Below are 23,075 nucleotides of genomic sequence, written 5' to 3' on the forward strand. Positions count from 1 at the left end.
ACCCGAAAGAACCCTCCCATGAGCACACCGAAAGTCGTGATCGTCGGCGCCGGGATCGTCGGCACCTCGCTGGCCGACGAATTGACCGGGCGCGGCTGGACCGACGTCACCGTCGTCGACCGCGGTCCGCTGTTCGCCACCGGCGGATCGACCTCGCACGCACCGGGACTGGTCTTCGCGACCAACCCGTCGAAGACGATGACCGAGTTGGCGTCCTACACGTGCGAGAAGTTCTCGGCGCTGACCCATCCCGACGGATGGTGCTTCAACCACGTCGGCGGACTCGAGGTGGCGACCACCGACGTGCGGTGGGGCGATCTGCACCGCAAGGCCGGGTGGGCCGCATCCCGTGGCGTCGACCACGAGTTGCTCACCCCCCCGGAATGTGTCGCCAAGTATCCGCTGCTCGACCCCGACATGATCCTCGGCGGGCTGTACACGCCGCGCGACGGGCTCGCCAAGGCGTTGCGTGCGGTGGAGGCGCAGGCCGCTCGCGCCACCGAGCGGGGCGCACGGTTCGTGGGCCATCAGGAGGTCGTCGACGTCATCGAGTCCAATGGCTCTGTTCGGGGCGTGCGCACCACCACCGGGACCTTTGACGCCGACATCGTCGTGTGCTGCACCGGATTCTGGGGCCGGGAGTTCGGCCGTCGAGTGGGCCTGACGATCCCGTTGGTACCGATGGCCCACCAGTACGCCTACACCACTCCGCTGACCTCGCGAAAGGGCGTCAATTCCACTGTCGCCGAGGCGTCGCTGCCGATCCTGCGTCACCAGGATCAGGACCTCTACTACCGCGAGCACGGTGACCGGCTGGGTATCGGCTACTACGGTCACCGGCCGATGCCGACCGATGTCTCCGCCCTCGACCACGAGTCGACGATCTCCCTCGAGGAGATGCCGTCGAAGGTGATGTTCACCCCCGACGATTTCGCGCAGGCGTGGGAGCAGAGCACGCGATTGCTCCCCGAGCTGGCCGGCGGCAAGGTGGAGGAGGGCTTCAACGGGATCTTCTCGTTCACCCCCGACGGCCATTCGGTGGTCGGCGAACACCGTGAACTGCACGGCTTCTGGGTGGCCGAGGCCGTGTGGGTGACCCACTCCGCGGGCATCGCACGCACGGTCGCCGAGTCCATGATCGACGGCGCTGCGACGGTCGACACCCACGAGTTCGATCTGTACCGGTTCGAGGAGGCCGGACTGACCGACGACGCGATCCTCGCCACGAGCTCACAGTCCTTCGTCGAGGTCTACGACGTCATCCACCCGCACGATCAGCGCACTGCGCCGCGGCAGGTGCGGACCAGCCCGTTCTACGACCGCCAGGTCGCGCTCGGCGCGCAGTTCTGGGAGGCCGGCTTCTGGGAGCGGCCCGCATGGTTCGAGGCCAACCAGGGTCTGCTCGACGACCTCGTCGCCGGCGGATTCGGGATACCGGAACGTGATTCGTGGTCGGCACGGCACTGGTCGCCGATCTCCGTCGCCGAAGCTGCGCACACCCGCAGTCACGTCGCCCTGTACGACATGACCCCACTCACCCGCTACGAACTGTCCGGGCCGGGCGCTCTCGATCTGCTGCAACGGCTGACCACCAACAATCTCGACAAGTCGGTGGGATCGGTGACCTACACCCTCATGCTCGACGAGAATGGCGGTGTGCGTTCGGATCTGACGGTCGCCCGGCTCTCCGAGGATGTGTTCCAGGTCGGCGCCAACGGTCCCATCGACTTCGACTGGATCGCCCGACACCTGCCCACCGACGGGGTGACCCTGCGCGATATCACCGGCGCCACCTGCTGTCTTGGCCTCTGGGGGCCATCGGCGCGGGAGGTGCTGGCGCCACTGACACCCACCGACCTCACCAACGAGGGGCTCAAGTACTTCCGGTGCGTACAGACGACGATCGGACCGATTCCGGTCACGCTGATGCGGGTGTCCTACGTCGGCGAACTCGGCTGGGAGATCTACAGCGGCGCCGAGTACGGGCGCGGCCTGTGGGATCTGTTGATGACCGCCGGGCACGAGCACCGGATCATCCCCGCGGGTCGAATCGCGTTCAACGCGTTGCGGATAGAAAAGGGCTACCGGTCGGCCGGCACCGACATGACCACCGAGCACACCCCGGATGCCGCCGGTCTGGGCTTCGCGGTCCGCATGAGCAAGGACGACTTCGTGGGCAAGAGCGCAGTGGCCGAACGCGTCTCGACGACTCGCCTGCGGACCCTGCGATTCACCGATCCCGCGGCCGTCGTCCTCGGCAAGGAGCCGGTATCGGTGGGCGGTGGGGTCGTCGGCTACATCACCAGCGCGGGCTGGTCGCCGACGCAGCGGGCGTGCCTGGCCTACGCGTGGCTGCCCGCCGACCTCGAAGACGGCGTCGAGGTGTCCGTCGCCTATCAACGCACCACCTATCGGGCCGTGCTCGGCCCCGACGTCTCCGTCGACCCCGCGATGTCGCGCATCCGGAAGTAATCGCCGTGACCTCGGTGTTCGATCCCCCACTGGGGTGGTCGGCTAGAGTTGGTCGGGTCATGCCCACCAAGGAGAGCAACCCGTCCGAGAACCCCGGCTCCGGCGCCGTCCAGTCGGTCGACCGGGCCCTGCAGATCCTCGAGCTCATCGGGCAGCACGGCGCGGCCGGCGTCACCGAACTCGCCGCCGAACTCGGCGTGCACAAGTCGACGGTCTCGCGTGTCATCGGCTCGCTGGAGGCACGCGGCTTCGTCGAACAGGAGCCCGTCGGCCGCAAGTACCGCATCGGCTTCACCGTGGTGCGACTGGCCAGTTCGACCAGCGCCACGCTCGACCTGTCCAAACAGGGACAGGAGATCTGCGAGATGCTCGCCGCGGAACTCGGCGAGACCGCCAACATCGCCGTACTCGGCGGCACACAGGCGGTCAACATCGTTGAGGCGCAGGGCACCTCGAGTGTTGCGCTGCAGACCTGGATCGGTCAGACCTCTCCGGCGCATGCCACGTCGTCGGGCAAGACCCTACTCGCCGCGCTATCCGACGACGAGGTGCGCGCCACCTTCGTCGCCGGACTGCCGAGCTACACCGAACACACCATCACCGAGATCGACTCCCTGCTCGCCGATCTCGCCCGTATCCGCGACCGCGGGTGGGCGATCGCCGAGGAAGAACTGGAACTCGGGCTCGTCGCGGTCGCCGCACCCATCCGCGATCACAGCGGCGCCGTGATCGGCGCGTTGAGTGTGTCGGGACCGAGATACCGCCTCGATCCCGACGACGCCCCCTCGCTCGCCGCCACCGTGCAGCGTGCCGCCGCAGAACTCAACTCACGCTTCGGTTTCCGCGGCTGACGCCGGTGGTCAGTGGGACCGGATTCCCATCGGTGCGGCGGGTCTCGAGGCTCGGCGCCTGGGGCGCCGAGCACCTCGACCATCGGGGGAAAACCGGGTTCGCCAACCGCAACCGATCTACGGCGACTTCCCCGAACGCAACCGACCTACCGACTGCGACTTTGATCGCTGGTCGAGGTGCGAGCCGCGTGCGGCGAGCCTCGAGACCAACTGCGCCGCAGCTGGTTCCGATCACCAGGCAAGAGCCTCAGGCCGGCTCGGCCACCCCTGCCTCTCGCGACGCAGAATCCTTGCGTGACAACACCGATCCCAGTGCGAGCTGACCGGCACCCACGAAGACGAGGAGCAGCAACGCCCAGCAGAACAGCGCTGCGGAGTCACCCTCGTTCTGGATGGGGAGCAGGCCGTCGCCCTGATGCTTCCAGAAGTAGGCGACGGCCATCGATCCCGATCCGATGAGCGCCGCGACGCGGGTCCCGACCCCGAGCATGATCAGCAGGCCACCGACGAACTGGATGGCCGCAGCCCACCACGATGGCCAGGCGCCGAAGTCCGCGGTCTGACCGCTGTACGGCGCCACCGGCCACGCGAACAGCGTGGACGTGCCGTGGCAGAAGAACAAGAAGCCGACGACGATCCGGAAGATCCCGATCGCCCACGGGGAGAGTTTCTCAAGTGAGGTTAGCATTGCCTAATAGTGACAGTGTTTGCGCATGCAACCAATAGTCTGGCAATCAACTGTGAGCCACTCCATAGATCGCGATCATCTGGCCCCGCCGACCCCGACTCAGTTGCCGCGCTTGATCCATTCCTCCAGGTGCGGTGCCTCGGCGGCAACGGTGGTGCCGTCACCGTGACCGGTGTAGACCTTGGTCTCCGGATCGAGGGTGAAGATCTTGGTCCTGATGGACTCGATGATCGTCGGGAAGCTGGAGAACGAGCGCCCGGTCGCACCGGGCCCGCCCTGGAACAGGGTGTCACCGCTGAACAGCACGCCGGCCTCCGGCGCGTAGATCACCGAGGAGCCCGGCGAATGTCCCGGGGTGTTGATGATCGTCAGCGCGGTGCCCGCGACCTCGATCTCCTGGCCGTCGGCGAGATCGCCGTGGCCGACGTCGGGATGGGTGTCGTTCCACAGCATGTCGTCGCCGGGATGCAGCAGGATCGGTGCACCCGTCTCCTGCGACAACTCCGGTGCGACGGTGATGTGGTCGTTGTGCCCGTGGGTCAACAGGATCGCCTTGACGGTGCGTCCGCCGACCGCGTCGAGGATCGGCGCAGCCTTGTGCGCCGCGTCGATGATGACGACCTCGCTGTCGTCACCGACGATCCAGATGTTGTTGTCGACGTCCCAGGTGCCGCCGTCGAGGCTGAAAGTTCCCGAGGTGACTACGTTCTCGATCTGCAGGGGCATCAGAGTTCCACCACCGAACGCAGCACCTTGCCGGCCTCCATCGCCGAGAACGCGTCCTCGACGTCGCCGAGTCCGACACGTTCGGTGACGAACTTCTCCAGCGGGAGACGACCCTGCTCGTAGAGGTCGATGAGCATCGGGAAGTCCCGCTCGGGCAGGCAGTCGCCGTACCAGGAGGACTTCAAAGAACCACCGCGAGAGAAGAAGTCGACCAGCGGGAGCTCGAGGGTCATCTCCGGGGTCGGCACGCCGACGAGCACCACGGTGCCGGCGAGGTCACGGGCGTAGAAGGCCTGCTTGTAGGTTTCGGGTCGGCCGACGGCATCGACGATGACGTCCACCCCGTTGCCGTCGGTGAGATCCTGCACGGCGGTGATCACGTCGTCGACCTCGGCACCGTTGATGGTGTGGGTGGCGCCGAGATCGGTGGCCCACTCCAGCTTTGCCGGGTCGCGGTCGATCGCGATGATGGTTGTGGCACCGGCCAGCCGCGCGCCGGCGATGGCGGCGTCACCGACCCCACCGCAGCCGATGACGGCCACCGAATCACCGCGGCCCACGTTGCCGGTGTTCATGGCCGCACCCAGACCCGCCATCACACCGCAGCCGAGCAGTCCGGCCACCGCCGGGTCGGTCTCGGGATTGACCTTGGTGCACTGCAATTCGTGGATCAGCGTCTTCTCGATGAACGCGCCGATGCCCAGGGCAGGGGTGAGCTCGGTGCCGTCGGTCAGCGTCATCGACTTCGACGCGTTGAAGGTGTTGAAGCAATACCACGGACGGCCCCGCTTGCAGGCGCGGCACTCACCGCACACCGCACGCCAGTTGAGGACGACGAAGTCGCCGACCTCGACGTGACTGACGTCGGACCCGACGGTCTCGACGATGCCCGCCGCCTCGTGCCCGAGCAGGAAGGGGTACTCGTCGTTGATCCCGCCCTGCTTGTAGGCGAGGTCGGTGTGGCAGACACCGCATGCCTGGATCTTCACGATCACATCGCGGGGCCCGGGGTCGGGGACCACCACATCGACGAGCTCCGTCGGAGCACCCTTGCTCCGCGAGATGACTCCCTTGACCGTCTGCTCCGACATATCCGCTTCTCGATCCTCTCGATACGACTCTGGTTGGGGACAACGCTGGACTGCGCCATGCAGTCGTAGTAGTCCCGTCCCAGTCTCACGGCGCCGACGAACACATGCATCCGCCCGAATGGATGGTTCTACCTAGACGAAAGTACAGCCGCCCCCGACTCGTCGAGAATGATCACTGCGCCGTGATACCCGCCCGGGCCGCGAGCAGACCGGCTTCCCCGCGGTTGGAGACCTGCAGTTTCTGCAGGATCGAGGTGACGTGGAACTTGATCGTGGATTCGCTGACACCGAGATCGGTGGCGATCGACTTGTTGCGTCGCCCGAGGGCCAGATGCCCCAGCACCTCGACCTCCCGCGGATTGAGTGACGACAGCAGATCCTCGGAGGGTCGCGCGTCGGGAGTCTGCAGCGGGATGTGCGCCGACACCCGACTGCCCCAGCCGGGGATCGTCTCGACCTCGAGGCGCCCGTCGAGCGCCTGCAGCCGTCCGGCCAGCTGGCGCCGCAACGCGTCCCCATCGAGTTCGCCGCTGCCCTGGTCACGGACGTCGACGACGAGATCGTCACCCTGCGCATCCCAGGAGATCCGCACCCGCACGAGGTGCGCCTGGGCGACGACCGCCACCGCAACGGCACGAACGATCGCCCGCGCGGCGTGCGCGATCTCCCCGGGCAACGACCGTCCGGCGACGGTCGGTCCACCGAAGTCGACCTCGGCGTCGACGTGCCGCAGGACCGGTTCGAGTTCGGCCTGCAACCGGGAGAACGCGGTGGCCAGCGCCTCGGTCGCCAGCTTGTGGTCGGCATCGCCGACCGTGCGCAATGCGATCAGCGCCGACGACGCGGTGTCGGCGGCGCGGGTGCGGGCTGTCCGATCGTCGAGGTCGCGGGCACGCAGCGTGGTCAGGATCGCCGCGAGGGTGTCCTCGTGGGTCTCGGTCAGCTGGGTGATGGTGCGCGCCCGCTCACTCGACGCCGCCCGCGACTCGGCGAGATAGTCCGGGCTGGCCTGGGCGACCTGCTGGCGGATCGAGACCGCGACGATCGCAAACCAGGCGCGCAACAGCTTCGGCGACCCCGACAGCGCCCGCTTGGGCACCAGGACGAGCAGCGTGTCGGTCTCGTCGCGCACCACCCGCACCCGACGCGACGCGCCCCCGACCACCGCGTCGCGCTCGATCACCTCACCGACGACCGTCTCGTCCTTGATCGCATCGAGTTCGGCGATGGTGACCCGATCGACGATCGCCGGGTCGCCGGCCACCTTGCGGGGACGCCCGGTGCACTCGCGGGTGAAGATGACCAGCGCGTCGTGCGGACACTGCGACGTCAGGAACCGGGAGAACCGGGCCGCGATCTCCGGCAGCGGTCCGTCGATGACGGTGCGCAGTCGTTGCCAGCCGTCGGAGTCGCTCGTCACGTTCCCATTCTGGCTGACCGCGGTGGGGTGACAACGACCGCGCCCCGGCTTCTCCCGTACCCGGATGCCCGGTCAGAAGGTGATCAACGGTTTGACGATGTTGTCGCGCTTCTCGGCCATCATGACGAACGCGTCCTCGACGTCGTCGAAGCCGAAGCGATGAGTGGTCATCACCGTCGGGTCGACCTTGCCGGTCGTCATCAGGGTGAACAGCCGCGACATCCGGTCACTGCCACCGGTACACAGTCCGGTCCGAATGGTCTTGTCGCCCATGCCCAGTCCCCACGCCGTCAGATCTAGAGGCAGCGGCGCCGGATTCTCGCCGTGATACCCGATGTTCGACAACGTGCCACCGGCCTTGAGGCAGGCCAACGCGGCCTCGAAGGTCTGCGGGAAGCCGAGCGCCTCGATCGAGGCATCCACGCCGACGCCACCGGTGAGGTCCATGATCTGCGCGACGGGATCACCGTCGGTGAAGTCGACGATGTCGTCGGCACCGAAACGCTTTGCCAGAGCGATGCGTTCGGGACGTGACTCGACGGCGATGATCCGCCCCGCACCCCGCAGTTTCGCCCCGATGGTGGCACACAATCCGACCGCACCCTGCGCGAAGATCGCCACGGTGTCCCCGATCTCGATCTGCGCATGCTCGGCACCCATCAGTCCGGTGCTGAGCATGTCGCAGGCGTACACCGCGGCGTCATCGCTCAACTCGTCCGGGATCGGGGCGAGATTCCCCTGCGCCGCCGGCACCAGGAAGTACTCGGCCATGTTGCCGTCGACCTGCGCGGTGTACTTGTAGCCGCCGAGGAGCCCACCGCATTGGCTGGTGAAACCCCGCTGACAGTACGAACATTCGAAGCACGGCGTCACCGCATTCACCGCGACGCGCTGGCTCTCGGTGAAACCGGTGACCGCGGAGCCGAGTGCGGCGATCACACCCACCGACTCGTGTCCGAGGGTGCGCCCGTTCTCGACGGGCAGCGCACCCTTGACGGTGTGCACATCCGAGGTGCAGATCAGTGCGGCGGTGGTCTTCACCAGGGCTTCGTTGGGGCCCGGTGTGGGTATGGGCTTCTCGACGATCGCGGTCTTGCCGATCTCGAGCATCGTGAAGGTCTTCATCAAGGCGGACATGTGGCTCATCCTTTGGTTTCGGGAAAAGAGAAGTGGTTTCGGAAAGCGAAGAAGGTGTGGCGGTACCCGGATGCGGGCAAGAGTGATCAGCCCGCCATGCCGGGGGGCGGCATGGCGGGCCGAGGTGCGGATGATCCCGCACCGATACTCCTCGGACGTCCGGCCCCCGGGGCCGGCCCGTGCAGGGGCTAGCTCTTCAGGGCGTCGTAGAAGGCCGTCTCGAACTCCATGTACTTGGTGAACGAGGTCGGGTCGCCGAACGGCAGGATCTGGGTGGCCCAGTACCCGCCGTATCCGTTCTGCCGGTCGATCCAGTAGAAGAGATTGGCCAGCCCCGCCCATCCCTGGGCACCTGCCGGGCGGCCGGTCGGCGCCGTCTCGTTGTTGATCATGAACGGCAACGACCACGACTTCGACTGTCCCGGGAAGAACTCGGCGTCGTTGGACAGCGACGGGATGACGCCCGGCAGCATGGTGACCGGCAGATCACCGAGATGATTGCGCAGCGCCATCTCCACGGTCTCGGCCTTGAGGACCCGACCACCCTCGCCCACACCGTCGTTGAGCCACATCCGGATGAACTTCATGTAGTCACCGACGGTCCCGTACAGGCCGTGTCCACCGAAGTCCACCTCCGGCGGCGACGGTAGTTCGAGACCCATCGGGGTCAGCGAGCCGTCGGCGTTGCGCGCGTGGATCTCGGTCAGATGCGACCGGAAGTCCTCGCGCAGAATGAAACTCATGTTCTCGATGCCGAGCGGGGCGAAGATGCGTTCGTCGAACACCTCACCGAGCCGCTTTCCGCGCAACCCCTCGACCACCTGACCGACCCAGTCGATGTTGGTTCCGTACTGCCACCGCTCGCCCGGATCGAAGAGCAGCGGTGTCATCAGCGCCGCCCGACTGGCCGTGGTGACGCTGGGCTGCCCCTTCTCCTCGGCGAGCCGGCTATAGATCTCGTCGAAGAAGTCGTAGCCGAATCCTCCGGTGTGCGTGAGCAATTGGCGGGTGGTCGGCACCGACTTCGGTGCCCGCAGGATCGGTTCGCCGGCGTCGTCGAAGCCTTCGATCACCTGCAGGGTGCCGATGGCGGGCGCATAGGTGCTCGCCGGCGCGTCGAGGTCGAGCAGGCCCTCTTCCACCAGCTGCAGCGCCGCGGTCGCGGTGATCGCCTTGGTGGTGGAGAAGATCGCGAACACGTCGTCGGTGGTCATCGGAGCCGACCCGCCCAGGCTGCGTTGGCCCGCAGCTCCGGAATACACGGTGCGGTCACGATCGGTCACCACCGCCACCACGCCGGGCACGCGGGCGTCCCCGGTGACGGCCTCGGCCAGAATCCGATCGGCGGCACTGGTGAACGCGGAGACATCGAGTGAAGAGAATGTGCTGGTCATAGCTTTATCCTTCCACGGATATGATCTGGATCACACTGTCCGTCAGGACAGTGCGAAACCCTTGTAGCCGGCCGCAGCGGCCTCGAGCGTCGCGTCCCGGTAGGCGCCGACGCCGCCGACGTAGGACAGGACCCGACGCGGCTTGCCGGGCACATTCGACCCGACGTACCAGGAGTTGGTCTTGGAGATGAGGTTCGCGTCGGCGAGTTCGTCGTGGTGGGCGACCCAGGCTTCCTCACCCTCGGCAGTCGGCTCGATGACCGTCTTGCCGGTGGCGCGCATGTGCCGGATGGCCTCGCTGATCCACTCGGTCTGCTGCTGCAGGCAGGTCGTCATGTTGCACAGCGCCGCCGACGGCGCCAACGGGACCGCGGTGGTCAGCATGTTCGGGTAGCCGTGCACCATCAGGCCCATCGTCGTGCGGATGTCACGACTCCAGTCGTCGGCGAGGCTGCGGCCGTCGCGACCACGGATGTCGATGCGGGTGAGCGCACCGGTGCCGGCGTCGAATCCGGTCGCCATGATGATGACGTCGAGCTCGTGCACGGTGCCGTCGGCAAGCTCGATGCCGTTCTCCCGGATGCGGGTGATGGGGTTGTCGCGCACCGGAACCGCGGTCACGTTGTCGCGGTGGTAGACCTCGAGATAGTTGGTCTCCAGCGGCACCCGGTGCGTGCCGAAGCCGTAGTCGCTCGGGATCAGCAGGTCGCACAGCTCCGGGTCGACGAGACGGGCGCGCATCTTCTCCCGGACGAACTCCGAGACCTCTTCGCTGACCTGTTCGTCGGAGAAGATCTCGGCGAACGAGGCGAGCCAGAGCTTCAGCGAACCGTTCTCGTAGTCGTCCTCGAGCCGCGCCCGACGCTGCTCGGGGGTGAGATCCTCCCAGGCGTCGGTGAAGTCGTACTCGAATCCGGTGAACGTGTGCGGCAGGGTGTCCTTCAGTTCACCGAATCGCGACTTGTACCAGGCGACCTCGTCGGGGCCGTAGGACGGATTCTTCATCGGCAGCGCGTACTGCGGGGTGCGGATGAACACCTTCAGCTCGTCGACGTCGGCGGCAATGGACTGGATGACCTGGATTCCGGTCGCGCCGTTGCCGATCACGCCGACGCGCTTGCCCGCGAAGTCGATGCCCTCCTTGGGCCAACGCGCGGTGTGCACGAGCTGACCACCGAAGTCGGACTGTCCGGGGAACAGATCCTTCATCGGCGCCGAGAGCATCCCGCAGCAGGTGATGAGGAACTGCGCGTCGATGGTGTCGCCGTCGGCGGTGGTCAGAGTCCACCGGTTGCGGTCCTCGTCGAAGACGGCGCTGGTGATCTCAGTTTCGAGCGAGATGTCACGGCGCAGGTCGAGCGAGTCGGCGACGTAGTTGAGCCACCGTTCGATCTCCTCCTGCCCGGGGAAACGCTGGCTCCAGCTCCACCCGTTGTAGAGGTCCTCGTCGAACAGATACTGGTAGATGTAGGCCTCCGAATCGAAGCGGGCGCCCGGATAGCGGTTCCAGTACCACGTGCCCCCGACGCCGGACGCCTTGTCATAGGCCCGCACCTCGAGTCCCTGCTCGCGCAGCATGTGCAGCTCGTACAGGCCGGCGACTCCCGTGCCGATCACGGCCGCGTCGAGTGTGGTTGTTGCCATTGTTCCTCCTGATTGTGATGGTGCTCACGTTCGAAGGCCAGTGTCGAGAGTGTCCGGGCACTCCTGGGTGTCCCAAATTGGGACACCATTCCTGACCCACCGGACGGTGTCGTCGCAGTTGAGGGCGTTGCATAATCGGCTTTGTGCGGCAGGTCACAATAGAGGGGGATCGACGAGAGGAGGACGCTCGACGATGACCGATATCCGTGAGCGGCAGCTCCGCATCGCAGCCGCCCGGGCAGATTTTCTCGAGTACGGGCCCGCAGGTGCCGCGGGTGTCGACGACGTGGTCGCGGCATCCTGGGAGCGCAGCCACGATGCCGGCGTCGACGCCGATCGCTACACCGTGGCATTCTTCGAGGACATCGACTTCGATTCCCGATTGGCCCGCTGCGCGCAACCGGTGATCGAGCGCCTCGCCCGGGACATGTCCGACGTCCCGGTCACCATCGCCCTGACCGACGCCAAGGCACGCATCGTCGACCGGCGCGATTGCTCCACGGCCGTCGGCCGCGTGCTCGACCGCGTCGACTTCCAGCGCGGGTTCTGCTTCGACGAGAGCGGCGTCGGAACCAACGGCGTCGGAACGGTTTTCGAGGTCGGAGCACCCGTCACCGTGGTGGGCAGCGAGCATTTCAACCAGTCGCTCGTACAGTTCGCCTGCGCCGGCGCCCCGGTCTTCGACCCGTTGACCGGACGCGTCGCCGGGGTCCTCGACGCCAGCATGCTCGCCGACACCTGGAACCCGTTGGTGGACGCCCTGATCCGATCCGCCGCCGCCGACATCGGCCGGAATCTGCTACTCGACCGCAGCCAGGCCAAACGCGCACTGTTCGAGACCTACCTGCGCGCCGACTCCCGTCCGCGCCAAGCGGTGATGGCTGTCGGCAGCGCCACCCCCCAGCTCACCGGGGCCGATACCGTCATGGCCAATGAGCTTGCGCGAGAGATGCTCTCACCTGCGGACCAGGAACGCGTGGTGGAGTTCACCCGCTTCTTGATGTCCCGCCACGATCCCGGTGCCCGTCGGGTCACCCTCGACGACGGGCGCAGCATTCGGTTGCGATCAACCTCCATCACCTACAACGGCGACACCGTGGGCATGGTGCTGTTGCTCGACGAAGACCATGACGTTCCGTCGGGATCGGTTCGGCTGCAAGCACTTCGGTCATTGTCGACGCCGATCGCGCGGAGCGAGCCGGCGAGCAGCCCGGCGTGGCAGGCCGCCCGAGCCGAGGCACTTACCGCCCTCGAATCGGGGACCGGTGTACTGGTCATCGGCGAGCCGGGCTCGGGTCGATTGAGCCTGATCGCCGAGGCCTTTCACGAGGTGTACGGCGACGCCCCGGTGGTCGTCATCGACGCGCAGCGCGTGGAACGGGGCGAGCAGGTCGCCGGGCCCGAGAACGCCGTCGACGACTGCGCGCTGCTGGTGATCCGACATCTGGACAAGGTCTCAGCCACCACCGTGGACACCGTGACAGACCTGGTGGCCGCCGCAACCGACGCGGGATACCTTCTCGCGGTCACGATCGAACCTCCCACCGACGAACAACCGTCGGTGGTCACGCTGCCGGGTATCGGCCAGTCCGTCACCATCCCACCGCTGCGGTTGCGGGGCACCGATCTCAACACCATCGTCGTGCGAGTCGTCAAGGCCCTTGCACCACAACGCAACAGCCGGATCAGCCCGAAGGCCATGCGCATCCTTGCCGCCTATTCGTGGCCCGGCAACATCCCACAACTCCGCGAAGCGCTCGCCGAGGCCCTGCGCAGACGACCAGTCGGCGAGATCCAGCCCGACGACCTGCCTGGGTACTGCCGTGCGAACACCACCCGCGCGCTGACGACCCTCGAGGCCACCGAACGCGACGCGATCATCGCCGCACTCACCGAATGCGACGGCAACCGGGTCCGTGCAGCCGCGTCATTGGGACTCTCGCGCAGCTCGCTGTACCGAAAGATCCACGCGTACGGCATCTCCGGGGTGTAGGGCGCCGACGCTGCTCCAGCGCCCTGGACCACCCAGCGCGCGGTATTACTTCAGGGCTTCCAGGAGTTGGGCTTTCGTCATCGACGAATAGCCTTTGATGCCCTTGACTTTCGCCTGTGCCCGAAGTTCGGCGACCGTCGGGCCGCGGCCGGACGACTTGGGTGAGGGCGCCTTCGTCGGCGCCGCCGGCTTCTTGGCCGGTGCCGGCTTCTTGGCCGGTGCTGCCTTCTTGGCAGGTGCTGCCTTCTTGGCAGGTGCTGCCTTCTTGGCGGGCGCTGTCGGCGTCTTTGCCGGCGCTGTCGGCGGTTTTGGGGGCGCTGTCGCGGTCGTGGCGGGCGCTGTCGGCGGTTTTGCGGGCGCTGTCGGCGTCGTGGCGGGTGCTGCCGGCTCTGGCTTGTCCGGCTCCGGCTTGTCGCCACCCAGGCCGACGACCTTCAACACCTCGGCGCGCAGTGCCGCCACGTCACCTTCGGCGCGGCTGATCCGCTTGCGCGCAGCCTTCTCGACCTTGGCCAGCTCCTTGGTGAGGCGACCGATTTCCGCCTCGAGTCGCTTGATCGCCCGATCCTTCTTACCTGCCCCGTCCTTCTTGCTCACGCCCGCTGTCCTCCCTCGTCAACCAGCTGTTTGGGGACCAGGGTAAGTGGGAAACACCCTCACGGAGTGGACTCACACGCCCGGGACCCGAACTTTCCGGGCATCGCGGCCCGCTCCCGTCACCAGCATGGATCACACGAGAGGAGAAGATCATGGCGCAGCAAGAGGATCGCGGCCCATCGGTCAAGGACGACGAGCTCTACGAAAAGCTCCGCGATGAGGGCAACTCCAAGGAGAAGTCCGCACGGATCGCCAATGCCGCCGCCAACGAGGGCCGCTCATCGGTGGGTTCCAAGGGCGGTCGCTCCGGCTCGTACGAGGACTGGACCGTCGATGAACTCCGATCGCGCGCCAAGGAACTCGACATCTCCGGATACTCGTCGATGAAGAAGGACGAACTGATCGAGACGCTGCGCAACCACTGAGAGTGGTCGTCGAGGCGACGCCACCCGCGACATACGAATACAGATTCCACGTGAGCGGACATCGGACCCCGAGAATCGGGGTTTTCGGGCCAACTTTGTGGAATCTGTATTCGTATTCGGGCCGGACGTGCCGGTGTCAGGCGTAGATCGACTTGTACACCAGGTAGGCCTCCATCGACTGAGGCCCGAGTTCACGTCCGATACCGCTGTCCTTGACGCCACCGAACGGCGCGCCCGGATCGGGCATGTACCGGTTGATGCCGATGGTTCCGGTGCGCACCCGCCGCGCCACATCCTTGCCGCGGTCGGGATCGGAGGTCCACACCGAACCACCGAGGCCGTAGTCGGAGTCGTTGGCCAGTCGGATCGCGTCGTCGGTGTCGGAGTAGCGAATCACCGAGAGGACCGGACCAAAGATCTCCTCCTGCGCGATGGTCGAGTGGTTGTCGACGTCGGCGAACAGGGTCGGTTGCACGAACCAGCCTCGGTCGCGTTCGCTGCGACCACCGCCGACCACGACGCGCGCTCCGTCACCCTTGCCCTTCTCGATGTAGCCCTCCACCCGATCGCGATGGGTGCGGCTGGCCATCGGGCCGATCATCGTCGACTCGTCGAGCGCATCGCCGACCGGCAAGCTGCTCACGAACGCCGCCAGGGTGTCGACGACCTCGTCATATCGGTTGTCGGGAGCCAGGATTCGGGTTCCGAGGTAGCAGGTCTGGCCGTTGTTGACCAGCAAGCTCTCGAAGAGTCGCTCGCCCATCACCGACAGGTCGAGATTGGCGTCGTCGAGGACGATCGCGGCCGACTTGCCGCCGAGTTCCAGGGTCACCGGTCGCAGCAACTGCCCGCAGGTGGCCGCGATCTGCCGGCCAGCCGCGGTCGACCCGGTGAACGCCACCTTGTCGACGTCGCGGTGCGAGACCAGGTAGGCGCCGGTCTCCCGGCCACCGGGCACCACGTTGACAACGCCATCGGGGATGTCGCTCTCGGCGACGGCCTCGGCGAACAAGAAGGCGTCGAGCACCGTTTCCGGTGACGGTTTGAGCACGATCGCACAGCCGGCGGCCAGCGCCGGACCGTACTTGAACGCGGCGAGCGCCTGCGGATAGTTCCACGGGACGATCGCCCCGACCACACCGACCGGTTCCCGGCGCACCAGCGTTGTCCCGCCGAAGAGGTGATCCTGCTCGACCTCGAAGGAGAACCCGCGGGCCAGCCCCGCGTAGTAGCGCAACAGGGTCAGTGGCACGCCGGTCTCGAGCTGACTCGAGATGGCGATCGGCATGCCGTTCTGCGCCGAGACCCGGCGGGCCATCTCCTCGCCTTTGGTCTCGAGGATGTCGGCGAGCTGTTCCATCGCATCGGCACGGCGCGACGGTTCCCAGCGCGCCCAGCCCTGCGGATCGTCGAACGCCGCTCGCGCTGCGGCGACCGCGGCGTCCACATCGGCCTCGACCGCGGCCGGCACCACACCGATCTGTTCCTCGGTGCTCGACGACACGACCTCGATCTGTTCACCCGATGCCGGGGCTACCCACTGGCCGCCGATAAAGAGTTTGTCGTAGGTGATCATTCACGCCTCCTGGGATGTCCACGCAATCACCGCTGTGTGCTGCGGGTCACAATCCAGTGTGCCGCAGCCGCCCGGTCGTGACACCCGCTTCTGCAGCACATCGGCATGTGCTTTCACTGAGTGGAAGCACGGTCTGGTGGTTGTGACAGCGCTCTCCCTACCGTGTGCTCAACCAGAGGAGTCACATGTCCACCTTCACCAGCACCACCCGCACGCAGGTCGCGATCGTCGGCGGCGGCCCGGCCGGCCTGATGCTCTCGCACCTGCTGCATCGGGCCGGAATCGAGAGCATCGTCCTCGACACCCGCACCTACGAGCAGATCGAGACCACCCACCGCGCCGGAATCCTGGAGCGAGACAGCGTCCGGTTGCTCGTCGAATCCGGGGTCAGCGATCGCGTCCTCACCGACGGCCACGAACACCAGGGAATCGACCTGCGCTTCGACGGCATCAGCCATCGCATCGACTTCCAGAAACTCGTCGGCGCCTCATGCTGGCTCTACCCACAGACCGACGTGTTCATCGATCTACACGCCGCACGGGTTCGTGACGGCGGCGACCTCCGCTACGGCATCGCCGACACAGCGGTCACCGACCACCGCGACGACCCTCGTGTGGCTTACACCGATACCGATGGGCGTCACGAGATCCGGGCCGACCTCGTCGTCGGCGCCGATGGCTCACGCAGCATCTGCCGCGACCTCGTCGCCGACCCACAGCGATTGTTCCGCGAGTACCCGTTCGCCTGGTTCGGCATTCTCACCGAGGCTCCGCGCAGCGCCCCCGAATTGATCTACACCCGTTCCCCGTTCGGCTTCGCGTTGATCAGTCAGCGCACGGAGTCGGTGCAGCGGATGTACTTCCAGTGCGATCCGGCCGAGAATCCCGACGACTGGTCCGACGACCGGATCTGGGCCGAACTGCAGCGCCGACTGGCCGGACCAGACGGTTTCTCGTTGCAGGAGGGCCCGATCATCGACAAGAGCGTGCTGCCGTTCCGCAGCTTCGTGCAGACCCCGATGTGCGACGGGAAGCTACTGCTCGCCGGCGATGCGGCACATACGGTTCCGCCGACCGGCGCCAAGGGTCTCAACCTCGCCCTCGCCGACGTCCGGGTGTTGGCCGAGACCATCGAGCGGGCGCTGCTTGCCCCCGACGAGACGGCACTGGACTCCTACACCGAGCGGGCGCTCGCCCGCGTTTGGAAGGCTCAGCACTTCTCGTACTGGATGACGACGATGCTGCACAAGGCTTCCGACGCATCGGACTTTGACGAGCGCCGCCAACTCGGCGAACTCGAAACGCTGACCGCCTCCGAGGTCGGATCGGCCTATCTCGCCGAGGGATACACCGGCTGGCCCTCGGTCTGATCCGGAGGGCGTCCGATGCCCCCCCCGATGGCCCTCCCCCCCGATGGTCGAGGAGCTTCGCCCCCTTTCCGATGGTCGAGGAGCCCCGCCCCTTCCCGATGGTCGAGACGCCCGGGCCCCTTTTCGATGGTCGAGGAGCCCCGCGCGAGCGCAGCGAGCCGGAGCGTCTCGAGACCACCGCAAGCCGACGCCGGAAATCCGAAACCAGCAGCAAAACAACAGGTCTCGAGGCTCCGTCGCTAGCGCTCCTCCACACCTCGACCATCGTGTGATGCGGCACCGCCGCATACGGGAGATGCCTCACCGATGGTTCACCCAGGCGTGATGGGGCACCGCCGTTCACAGGAGATGACCCACCGATCAGTCACCACCGTGTGAAGGACCGCCCACTCGGGAGGGCGCCCCGAGCGAGCGCCCGATCCCTTGCGCGGCAACCTGTAACGCGGCGACGATCCGCGGTAGTCGGCCGCTGATCGATGGCACCACCATGCCGAGGGCGGCGACCACTCCGTCCGGACCGCGCACCGGGACGGCCACCGAGCAGGCGCCGAGCGTCATCTCCTCGACGGTTGTCGCGTAGCCCTCGTCGTGAACGCGGCGCAGCTGGTCGTCGAGGAGCTTCGGGTTCACGATGGTGTGCGCAGTGATGCGCGTGAGCGAGGCCATCACCTCCTCGCGAATATCGTTGGGGGCGTATGCGAGTAACACCTTCCCGACGCCGGTGGCGGCCAACGGGAGCCGCCCGCCGACCCGGCTGACGACCGGCACCGACTCCTTTCCGGAGATGCGATCGAGATACAGCGCGGCGGTACCCTCTCGGATGGCCAGGTGGACCGTTGCCGTGGTCGCGGCGTAGAGGTCGTGGAGAAATGGTTCGGCGACCTCCCGAATCCCCGACTGGATCGGTGCGAGGAGCCCGAGATCCCACAGACGCCTGCCGATCACGTACCGGCCGTCGGGGCGGCGCACCAGCGCACCCCACCGCTCGAGCTCGCCCGCGAGACGATGCGCGGTCGGCAGCGGAAGACCAGCGTGCACGGCCATTTCGGACAGCGAGAGCACCCGATGAGTGGAATCGAATGTGCCGAGTAACGCGAGCGTGCGCGCCGCCACCGACGCACCCGGCGTCGAGGTGTTACCGGCCATCGATGGTCACGGCGCCAGACCGGCGCGCCGTCGTTTCGCCGGTGACCGCCGGCCGCGGCCGGACCATCAGAGTTCCCGCAGGTAACAGAGCATCCGGTAGTCCTCACCGGGCTCGATGTTGGTGAACCCGTGCCGCTCGTAGAAGCGTCGGGTGTCGGTGTCGATCTCGTCGACGTTGATGAGCATCTCGATCGCGTCGCGGTCCAGCACCTCGTCGACGGCCCGGGTGAGCAGGGCGGTGCCGATGCCCCCGTCCCGGAGCGCGGGTACGACGTACAACTCCTCCAACTGCGCGAGCGGCCCGTCGCCGTACGGGGTCGGGCGGAGTGTCAGGTAGGCGAATCCGGTGGGCTCCCCGTCGGACTCGGCCAGCACGACGAGCACGTCGTCACGGGCGAGCATACGGGTGAAGCGGCCGGCGAACTCGTCGGCACTCGGGGTCGGACTCTCGAACTCGGTGTTGAAGTCGAACAGCAGCCGACCGACGACCGCCGCATCGGCCGGGCCGGCCAGGCGGACGAGGCGGCCCGGGACGGTCATGACACTCACGGCAGTAGACCGGAGCGCCGCGCGATCACCACTGCCTCCAATCGGCTTGTGGCACCGAGCTTTCGCATCGCGTCCTTCACATAGCCCTTGGCGGTCTGGACGCCGATGCCCAGTGAGTCGGCGATCCGTGCGTTGGGATAGCCGAGCGCGGCCAGCGCCAGCACGTCCTGCTCGCGGCGGGTCAACGCCACCGACTCGTGTTCGGGTGTGGCGTCGAGGAGCCCGTCGGTGATGCGGCCGATCGCAGCGGCGACCTCGGCATCGTCGACCGAGCGCGCGAGGTCACGCAGTTGCGCATATGCCTCGGTCAACCGAACGCGCAGCGCGTCGGCCTCGGGTTGGACCGCCGCGGTCTCGACGGATGTCCGGGCGGCGACGATCTGCTGTTCGAGGGTGCGGGCCTCCACGGCGAGGGCGTCGAGTGCGCGGTCGCCGAGCGGATCGTCGGTGCGCAAGGCGCCGTAGATCACCGCCACCGGTGTCCGGTCGACGATCACGGGTGCCGCGGCCATCGCCCGCAGGCCCTCCGTCGCGATGACCGCGTTGTAGCGGTGGGTGATCCGCGGCGTCTTCAGATAGTCGTCGACGACCATCGGCCGGTTGGTGGCCACCACCTTGCCGCCGAGTCCGTGCCCGATGTCGACGGCAACACCGTTGAGCGCACCGACGGTGTGGCCGACGAAGTGACTCAGGCGCAGGCCCCGCCCACTCTGCACGACACCACCGAAGGCAAGTGAGACACCGCTGGCCCGGCGCAATCGGCGCAGCGCGTCGGTGACCGGCGCCGCGAGCGATTCGGGCATCTCGGTCACCTCCTCCGGTCGTGTGCGCCCCCTCTTCGGGGGGTGGCACGCAGTGTCGGTCGCGGCAGACAATGCGTGCGACTGTGATTCAGCTTACTCATGAGGCCCAGGTGAGACCATGACCCAGACCGCTCCCGCGCATCCCTCCGTCGAGGCCGAGGTGGCCGCGTTGCTGGCCGAGTTCGGCGCGGACGACGCGAATGCCGCGACCCTGCTCGCCGACCGACACGACCCGGATGCCGTCGCGTTCGTGACGGTCGGCACCAGCGGCGACGCCCTCGTCACCACCCGCATCACCTACGGCGATCTGGCCGCGCAGTCGCGGAAGTTCGCGACCGCCCTGGCTGAGCTCGGCGTCGAGCGCGGTTCACGGGTCGGTGTGTTGATGGGCAAGCGCGTCGAGCTGGTGGTCACGTTGCTGGCACTCGCCCGCCTCGGCGCGGTCTACATCCCGCTGTTCACCGCGTTCGCGACACCGGCGATCGAGATGCGGCTACGTGGAGGCGACGCCGGCGTCGTGGTGACCGAGGCCAGCCAGGTCGGCAAACTCGACGGAATCGACGGTCTGACCACGGTGGTCGCCGGCGCCGAGCGTCCGAGCGAAAGCGGTTCGGGAACCTACGATTTCGACACCCTGCTCGCCGCGAGTGAGCCCTGGGAGGAATCGGTGGCCGTCGGTGGCGACGGGCACCTGATCCTACTGTTCACCAGCGGAACCACGGGCGCGCCCAAGGGGGTTCCGGTGCCGGTGCGCGCACTGGCGGCGATGGTCACGTACATGCGTTTCGGTCTCGACGTGACCGACGACGACGTGTTCTGGAATGCCGCCGACCCGGGCTGGGCCTACGGTCTGTATTACGGCGTCCTCGGTCCGCTGGCCACCGGACGCCCGAACATCTTGCTGCAGGCCGGTTTCACGCCGGAGCTGACCGCTCGCATTCTCGGCGAGCTGGGTGTCACCAACTTCGCCGCCGCCCCGACGGTGTATCGCGCGCTGAGCAAGAGCGGTGCGATCGAGGGCTTCTCGCTGCGGCACGCATCATCGGCGGGTGAGCCTCTCACACCTGATGTGATCGCTTGGGCGACAGACGCATTGGGCACCGAGGTGCGTGACCACTACGGCCAGACCGAGCACGGCATGTTCATCAACAACCACTGGGCCCCGGAAGTGCGGCGACCGCTGATCCCCGGATCGATGGGCCAACCGATGCCCGGCTTCACCACCGGCATCGTCGACGGACAGATCGCGATCGACGTATCGGCCAGTCCGGCACTGTGGTTCACCGGTTACCTCGACGACCCGGAGAAGACCGCGGCCCGGTTCACCGAGGACGGGCGCTGGTATCTGACCGGCGACACGGGCCGGGTCGACGAGAACGGCAACTACTTCTTCAGTGCTCGAGACGACGACGTGATCATCATGGCCGGCTACCGGATCGGACCATTCGACGTCGAGAGCGTGCTGATCACCCATCCGTCGGTGATCGACGTCGCCGTCGTCGGCCGGCCGGACGAACTGCGCGGTGAGGTCCTCGAGGCCTTCGTCGTGCTCGCCGACGGTGTGATCGGCGACGACGCCCTGGAGGCCGAGCTGCAGCAGCTGGTCAAGACGGGTTTCGCCGCGCATGCCTATCCGCGCAGCGTGCATTTCGTCGACGCGCTGCCCAAGACACCGAGCGGCAAGATCCAGCGATTCGTCCTGCGGCAGAGGTAGTCACCGGTCACCGCTCGCCAGGCGCCGTACCGACTCGGGGATCTCGGTGCCCGTCGCGGGAATCGGGTCGTCGTAGACGGTGCGGACGGGCACGACCCCGGTCCAGTTGTCGGTGTCGACGCCGGGACCTCCGGTGCGGGCCTTGGCGATCCACTGACCGTCGACGATCGGCATCCGCAGGGCGATCGTCGCGGCACGCTCCTTGCCGGTGATCGACGGCGTCTCGGCGACACGGCCCGGGATCAGCTTGTCCGACAAGGCTTCCAGTGCGGCCAGGTCGTCATCGGCGCGTTCGGGGATTCCGCGCACCACCGCGGACCGATAGTTCGCGGAATGGTCGAAGAGACTGTCGGCCACCACGATGGCGTCGAGGACGAACACGGTGAACGTCGACGGCGCACCCTCGGCCACATGACGCAGCGCGCCTGCGGCGATCGATCCGTGCATGAGGATGTCGTCGCCGTCGCGGGCGAAGAGCAGCGGCACCGACCACGGCCACCCGTCCACGACGGTCGAGAGGGTTCCGACGAGGACCGAGTCGAGGACGTCGTCGAGCAACGCGCGGTCGCCACCGCGAGTCGGCTTGCGGCGCAGAGCCGAGAGTTCGGCGGGTTCGTCGGAGTACGAGGAGGGCTCGGGCATGAGGGCATGGTGCGCGTCGCGCGGCTTCCCGGCAACAGATTTCCCTTCCCGAGCGAATGCGGACCGGATCTGTCCGCATTGGTTCGTAGTTTCGGTGGTGACCGCAAACCACTCCGAAAGGCACCCTCATGGCCGGCACCTACACCTCCGTCACCCTCTCCGTCGACGTCACCGGCGAGAAGGCCGACGTCTTGACCCTGTTGGAGGATCAGCGCGCGATGTTCCTGGTGACCTTGCGCGGTCTCGACGACGAGCTGGCCCGCCGTCGGAGCACCGTGAGCGAGCTGACCCTCGGCGGTCTCCTCAAGCACCTGACAATGGTGCAGCGCGAGCACACCCAGACCCTCCTCGACCGTGACCCGAACGCCGAGATCCACATGGACAATCTCGAGCACGGATACGAACTCACCGACGGTGAGACATTCGACGAGTGGCTCACCGCCTACCGGGATGCCGCACGCGCCTACGACGCAGTGATCGCCGAGGTCGGTTCACTCGACGAACTGATCCCGCAAGCAACCGCGCCGTGGCAGCCCGAGCGGGAATGGTGGACGGTACGCAAGATGGCCCTGCACATGTTGCGTGAGACCGCCCATCACAGCGGGCACGCCGACATCATCCGCGAGGCGCTCGACGGCCGGACGACGATGGCCGCGCTGTTCGATTTCGGCGACCAGGCCTGAGGGCGAGACGGTATCGGTCCGTGTTCATCGCGACGAATCGGACGTCTGTTACGTCGGTGTAGTCCGTTCGGGTGGATTTCCCGATCAGCCGACCTAATCCACCCGAACGCGGTTGCCCCTGCTCAGAGCCGCTCACAATACTTGTGGCTCGGGG

20 protein-coding genes are annotated in these 23,075 nt (G+C 67.0%); 7 read left to right on the forward strand and 13 right to left on the reverse strand.

Translation table 11 applies throughout. The features are described 5' to 3' along the window. The first annotated feature begins 18 nt into the window (after window positions 1-18). Entirely contained in the window at window positions 19-2,472 is a 2,454-nt protein-coding gene (locus QNM97_RS22645) for a GcvT family protein (protein ID WP_283820426.1), read from the forward strand. Between the two features lie 59 nt (window positions 2,473-2,531). Continuing rightward, a complete protein-coding gene (locus QNM97_RS22650; RefSeq protein ID WP_283820427.1) occupies window positions 2,532-3,323 on the forward strand; it encodes an IclR family transcriptional regulator in 792 nt (263 codons plus the stop codon). A gap of 247 nt (window positions 3,324-3,570) precedes the next feature. Here QNM97_RS22650 and QNM97_RS22655 read toward each other — a convergent pair whose 3' ends face one another. The 7 genes from QNM97_RS22655 to QNM97_RS22685 all read right to left on the reverse strand — a co-directional run bounded on the left by QNM97_RS22655 (window position 3,571) and on the right by QNM97_RS22685 (window position 11,423). Next, window positions 3,571-4,011 carry a DoxX family protein gene (locus tag QNM97_RS22655; RefSeq protein ID WP_208793572.1) on the reverse strand — a complete coding sequence of 147 codons (441 nt, stop codon included), beginning with the start codon at window positions 4,009-4,011 and terminating at the stop codon, window positions 3,571-3,573. 99 nt (window positions 4,012-4,110) lie between these two features. Beyond that, window positions 4,111-4,737: an MBL fold metallo-hydrolase gene (locus tag QNM97_RS22660; protein WP_502874955.1), complete on the reverse strand. Its 627-nt coding sequence runs from the start codon at window positions 4,735-4,737 to the stop codon at window positions 4,111-4,113. Then, complete coding sequence (locus QNM97_RS22665; RefSeq protein ID WP_283820428.1) at window positions 4,737-5,828, reverse strand: S-(hydroxymethyl)mycothiol dehydrogenase; 1,092 nt, start codon at window positions 5,826-5,828, stop codon at window positions 4,737-4,739. The genes QNM97_RS22660 and QNM97_RS22665 overlap by 1 nt, the downstream gene beginning before the upstream one ends. Window positions 5,829-6,000: 172 nt before the next feature. Next, window positions 6,001-7,248 carry a helix-turn-helix transcriptional regulator gene (locus QNM97_RS22670; protein WP_283820429.1) on the reverse strand — a complete coding sequence of 416 codons (1,248 nt, stop codon included), beginning with the start codon at window positions 7,246-7,248 and terminating at the stop codon, window positions 6,001-6,003. Between the two features lie 72 nt (window positions 7,249-7,320). Further along, the gene (locus QNM97_RS22675; protein ID WP_283820430.1) at window positions 7,321-8,385 is read right to left on the reverse strand and encodes an NAD(P)-dependent alcohol dehydrogenase; all 1,065 of its coding nucleotides are present in this window, start codon (window positions 8,383-8,385) and stop codon (window positions 7,321-7,323) included. Between the two features lie 188 nt (window positions 8,386-8,573). After that, window positions 8,574-9,779, reverse strand: a complete 1,206-nt coding sequence (gene acmB, locus QNM97_RS22680) for a methyl acetate hydrolase AcmB (RefSeq protein ID WP_283820431.1) — start codon at window positions 9,777-9,779, stop codon at window positions 8,574-8,576. Between the two features lie 42 nt (window positions 9,780-9,821). Further along, window positions 9,822-11,423, reverse strand: a complete 1,602-nt coding sequence (locus QNM97_RS22685) for a flavin-containing monooxygenase (protein WP_208793567.1) — start codon at window positions 11,421-11,423, stop codon at window positions 9,822-9,824. Window positions 11,424-11,616: 193 nt separating this feature from the next. On the opposite strand from QNM97_RS22685, the gene QNM97_RS22690 reads away from it, so the two are divergent. Beyond that, window positions 11,617-13,416 (forward strand): sigma-54-dependent Fis family transcriptional regulator, encoded by a 1,800-nt coding sequence (locus tag QNM97_RS22690; protein ID WP_283820432.1) that lies wholly within the window; start codon window positions 11,617-11,619, stop codon window positions 13,414-13,416. A 45-nt stretch (window positions 13,417-13,461) separates the two neighbouring features. On the opposite strand, the gene QNM97_RS22695 is transcribed toward QNM97_RS22690, so the two are convergent. Continuing rightward, window positions 13,462-14,013, reverse strand: coding sequence for a Rho termination factor N-terminal domain-containing protein (locus tag QNM97_RS22695; protein ID WP_283820433.1), 552 nt, complete (start codon window positions 14,011-14,013; stop codon window positions 13,462-13,464). 152 nt (window positions 14,014-14,165) lie between these two features. On the opposite strand from QNM97_RS22695, the gene QNM97_RS22700 reads away from it, so the two are divergent. Then, window positions 14,166-14,438, forward strand: a complete 273-nt coding sequence (locus tag QNM97_RS22700) for a DUF7218 family protein (RefSeq protein ID WP_283820434.1) — start codon at window positions 14,166-14,168, stop codon at window positions 14,436-14,438. Window positions 14,439-14,574: 136 nt separating this feature from the next. Here the strand turns inward: QNM97_RS22700 and QNM97_RS22705 are convergent, their stop codons facing one another. Continuing rightward, complete coding sequence (locus tag QNM97_RS22705) at window positions 14,575-16,014, reverse strand: aldehyde dehydrogenase (protein WP_283820435.1); 1,440 nt, start codon at window positions 16,012-16,014, stop codon at window positions 14,575-14,577. Window positions 16,015-16,199: 185 nt separating this feature from the next. On the opposite strand from QNM97_RS22705, the gene QNM97_RS22710 reads away from it, so the two are divergent. Further along, a complete protein-coding gene (locus tag QNM97_RS22710; RefSeq protein ID WP_283820436.1) occupies window positions 16,200-17,384 on the forward strand; it encodes a 4-hydroxybenzoate 3-monooxygenase in 1,185 nt (394 codons plus the stop codon). Window positions 17,385-17,744: 360 nt separating this feature from the next. Here the strand turns inward: QNM97_RS22710 and QNM97_RS22715 are convergent, their stop codons facing one another. The 3 genes from QNM97_RS22715 to QNM97_RS22725 form a co-directional block, all read right to left on the reverse strand. Beyond that, window positions 17,745-18,530 (reverse strand): IclR family transcriptional regulator, encoded by a 786-nt coding sequence (locus tag QNM97_RS22715; protein ID WP_283820437.1) that lies wholly within the window; start codon window positions 18,528-18,530, stop codon window positions 17,745-17,747. A gap of 66 nt (window positions 18,531-18,596) precedes the next feature. Then, complete coding sequence (locus QNM97_RS22720) at window positions 18,597-19,070, reverse strand: GNAT family N-acetyltransferase (protein WP_283820438.1); 474 nt, start codon at window positions 19,068-19,070, stop codon at window positions 18,597-18,599. Window positions 19,071-19,075: 5 nt separating this feature from the next. Beyond that, window positions 19,076-19,882 (reverse strand): LuxR C-terminal-related transcriptional regulator, encoded by an 807-nt coding sequence (locus QNM97_RS22725; protein WP_283820439.1) that lies wholly within the window; start codon window positions 19,880-19,882, stop codon window positions 19,076-19,078. Between the two features lie 118 nt (window positions 19,883-20,000). Here QNM97_RS22725 and QNM97_RS22730 point away from each other — a divergent pair, with 118 nt between their 5' ends. Beyond that, on the forward strand, window positions 20,001-21,596 hold the full coding sequence (locus tag QNM97_RS22730; protein ID WP_283820440.1) for an AMP-binding protein: 1,596 nt from the start codon (window positions 20,001-20,003) through the stop codon (window positions 21,594-21,596). On the opposite strand, the gene QNM97_RS22735 is transcribed toward QNM97_RS22730, so the two are convergent. Continuing rightward, window positions 21,597-22,238: a pyridoxamine 5'-phosphate oxidase family protein gene (locus QNM97_RS22735; protein ID WP_283820441.1), complete on the reverse strand. Its 642-nt coding sequence runs from the start codon at window positions 22,236-22,238 to the stop codon at window positions 21,597-21,599. Window positions 22,239-22,366: 128 nt separating this feature from the next. On the opposite strand from QNM97_RS22735, the gene QNM97_RS22740 reads away from it, so the two are divergent. Beyond that, a complete protein-coding gene (locus QNM97_RS22740) occupies window positions 22,367-22,921 on the forward strand; it encodes a DinB family protein (RefSeq protein WP_283820442.1) in 555 nt (184 codons plus the stop codon). Window positions 22,922-23,075: the final 154 nt, after the last annotated feature.

Source organism: Gordonia sp. L191 (assembly GCF_030077625.1).
Taxonomy (GTDB): domain Bacteria; phylum Actinomycetota; class Actinomycetes; order Mycobacteriales; family Mycobacteriaceae; genus Gordonia; species Gordonia polyisoprenivorans_A.